Below are 2971 nucleotides of genomic sequence, written 5' to 3'. Positions count from 1 at the left end.
GCCCCGCGCGTGGGCGCCGCGGCGCGAGGGCTGCTCGCGGGGCGTCACGGTACGACGGTGACCGGCCAGCGCCCGGCCTTCACGAGCCGGACCGCCACCGAGCCGATGAAGCGATGCCCGGCGGACTCCGAAGCGCCCACGACCACGGCGTCCGCCTTCAGCTCGTCGGCCGCCGCCACGAGCCCGTTGTACGGGTCGCCGGGGAAGGTGTGGAATTCCCAGCGGACCTTCCATATGCCCTTCAGCTGCTCGGCCGCGGTCCTGATCTCGTTCACCAGCCCCTCGGCGACCTCCCCGGTCGTGTCGGCGGCCGGGGCCCCCAGTGCGGTGCCGGCCGACATCACCGGCTGGACGTAGACGAGGGCGAGCAACGCGTTCTGCCGACGGGCGAGGCCCGCGGCGTACGCGGCAGCCCGCATCGAGGACCCGGAGCCGTCGATGCCCGCGACGATCACCTTGGGGCCGTCCGTGCCGCGTTCGAAGCGGTGGTGTTGCTGATCGGTCACGGCCCTGAGGTTAGCCGCTCCCGCCGACCGCCCACCGGGTCCCTCCGGAGGCCCGGAACCTCTCCCGCCGGATACCGCGGAGGCACTCCATCCATCGGGTGCAAAACACCGCATACCCGGTGTCGGCGGCAGGAACGGGCGTAACTCCGTGCGAGCAGTTGGTCATGAAGCATGATCAGTTTCCAGCGGAACGTCGCACCGTGCTGCGCCTCGCCCTCGCACTGGGGGCCGCCACCGCGGTGCACGTGATCTCAGCCGATCCGACCAGGACACCCGCACGCCCCGGCGGTGCGCCGCCGCCCCCGGCCGCCGGGTCTCCGGTCCGGGCCCAAGCGGGCCCCGGCGCCTACCGGCTGCGCCCCATGACCTCGGCCGCGCCGCCCCGCTTCCTGCCCGCAGCACCACCCGTCCGCACCCGGCCGTTCGAGAAGCTGCCCGAGCTGGGGAGCGACGCCCTGGTGCTCACCTTCGACGACGGCCCCGACCCGCGGTACACCCCGGACATCCTGTCCACGCTGCGAAGATATGACGTCCGTGCGATGTTCTTCGTCTGCGGGGAGATGGCGGTGGAGAATCGCGACCTGCTCCGGGAGATGGCCGACGACGGGCATGTGGTCGGCAACCACTCCTGGTCGCACCCCCTGATCCCGAAGCTCTCCCGAGGGGCGATCCGGGACGAGCTCGGCAGCACCAGCGAGGTGGTCGAGAAGACCCTGGGTGCCCCGCCCCTCTGGTACCGCGCCCCGTACGGCGCCTGGAACCGCAACTCCTTCGAGATCGGCGCCGCGATGGGCATGGAACCGATGGCCTGGACCGTCGACACGCTGGACTGGACCACGCCGGGCACCGACACCATCGTCCGCCGGGTCCACAAGGGCGCGGCGCCCGGCGTCGTGGTGCTGTCGCACGACGCGGGCGGAAACCGGTCCCAGAGCGTGGCGGCCCTGCGCCGGTACCTGCCCGCGCTCATCGGGAGGGGCTACCGCCCGACCGTCCCGCACCGCAGCTGACGAGGACGGCACGCCCTTCCGCCCCGGCTATCGCGTCTCGATCAGCCGGGCGAAGACCACCACGTTCCCGTCGTAACCGTCGGCCTTCGAATAGGCCCCGCCGCAGGTGATGACCCGGAGTTCGGCGTGCCCGGTGTCGCCGTACACCCGTGCTCCGGGGAAGTCGTTCTTGGAGAAGACCTCGACGCCGTAGATCTCGAACACCGCGACCCGGCCGTCGTAACGGGACACCTCGACCCGCCGGCCCTTGTCGAGAGAGCCCAGGCCGTAGAAGACCGCAGGACCGGCGAGGTTGTCGACATGGCCGACCATCACGGCGGTCCCGCGCTGACCGGGGGCGATGCCGTTCTGGTACCAGCCGGCGAGATTCGGGTCCTGGGCGGGCGGTGCCTCGATCCAGCCGGCCGGGTCCAGGTTCACATCGACGACGGGTGCGTCGACCTGGATCGACGGGATCCGGATGCGCTCGGCGGGGGCGTACGCGAGCGGCTGCACGGGCTCGCCTTCGACCGGCGCGGACACCGCGGTGTCCCGGGGGCCGGCCACCGAGGCCGCGGCAGCGGGCTGTGGCGGCCCGGGGGCCGTCTCCACGCCGTTGCGCATCAGAGCGAGACCGCTCAGCATCACCAGGGCGATCGCGCCCCATGGCGTGCGTCTGCTCCGCTCGGCGCTCCACCGGTCCCGGCCCATGGCTCTCCCTTCGTCGCGACACCGCCACGCTAGGCGCGGGTCCGTGCCGAGGCGATCAGGGAAGAGCGAACGGGTGGCGGCCGGCCGGGCCCCGGCGGCGACGTCTTCTTTTCGGAGTAATCAGCGGATAAAAATTCTGACGGACCGTGACCTGGGGCTCCGTCAGATTCAGGGCTTTGCCCACGGCGTGTCGGCTCACCGGGGTGGAGTAGTGCCGAAGTGCAGCACATGCGGTATCTGGTGAGGGTTCGTCATGGGATGCGTATGTGTCGACTGATCCTGGAGGACAAGACTCCGGGGCGCTTCCCGCTGGAGGTTCGAAAATGCGTGCTTCACGCGTTCTCGCGGTGACCGCGACCGCATTCGCGACAGTCGGGCTCGCTGCCCCGCTGGCCGCCGCCGGCGGCGGGCCGGGCAGCAACCCGAACAACTTTCCGACCAACGTCACCGTCAACCCGTCCTCGGTGCACCAGGGCGCCACGATGCAGATCAGCGCAGAGGGCTGCGGCCGTTCCGGCGGCAAGGTGTGGTCGAACGCGTTTCCGACGGTGAACCTCTCGCCGGGCCGGGTCGGCTACGCCACGGCGCGTATCCGGGACAACGCGACGCCCGGCCGGTACAGCCTGTCCGTGAAGTGCAACGACAGCAACAACAACTTCGGCGGCGGCAACGGTGGTGACGGCGGCCAGGGCGGCAACGAGGGCCGGGGCGGCAACGGCGGTGAGCACGGTCAGGGCGGCAACGGCGGTCAGGGCGGCAACGGGG

The 2971-nt window shown here is 71.4% G+C and carries 4 protein-coding genes; 2 read left to right on the top strand and 2 right to left on the bottom strand.

The genetic code is table 11. From position 1 onward, the window contains the following. Positions 1-44: 44 nt before the first annotated feature. Positions 45-506 (bottom strand): universal stress protein, encoded by a 462-nt coding sequence (locus VN520_RS36070; RefSeq protein WP_325751172.1) that lies wholly within the window; start codon positions 504-506, stop codon positions 45-47. Positions 507-670: 164 nt separating this feature from the next. Between VN520_RS36070 and VN520_RS36065 the strand changes: the two genes are divergently transcribed. Next, the gene (locus tag VN520_RS36065) at positions 671-1516 is read left to right on the top strand and encodes a polysaccharide deacetylase family protein (RefSeq protein WP_325751171.1); all 846 of its coding nucleotides are present in this window, start codon (positions 671-673) and stop codon (positions 1514-1516) included. Between the two features lie 27 nt (positions 1517-1543). Here VN520_RS36065 and VN520_RS36060 read toward each other — a convergent pair whose 3' ends face one another. Then, complete coding sequence (locus tag VN520_RS36060) at positions 1544-2206, bottom strand: class F sortase (RefSeq protein WP_325751170.1); 663 nt, start codon at positions 2204-2206, stop codon at positions 1544-1546. A gap of 323 nt (positions 2207-2529) precedes the next feature. On the opposite strand from VN520_RS36060, the gene VN520_RS36055 reads away from it, so the two are divergent. Next, positions 2530-2971: hypothetical protein (locus VN520_RS36055; protein ID WP_325751169.1), on the top strand; the 442-nt coding region annotated here is incomplete at its 3' end.

It is taken from the genome of Streptomyces sp., assembly GCF_035563135.1.
GTDB lineage: Bacteria > Actinomycetota > Actinomycetes > Streptomycetales > Streptomycetaceae > Streptomyces.
This window is presented reverse-complemented; position numbering and strand designations above follow the sequence as displayed.

What these genes read in the sequence shown, in the direction of transcription:
- VN520_RS36060 (WP_325751170.1), bottom strand. Translation starts at nt 2,206, where the DNA reads ATGGGCCGGGACCGGTGGAGCGCCGAGCGGAGCAGACGCACGCCATGG.
- VN520_RS36065 (WP_325751171.1), top strand. Translation starts at nt 671, where the DNA reads ATGAAGCATGATCAGTTTCCAGCGGAACGTCGCACCGTGCTGCGCCTC.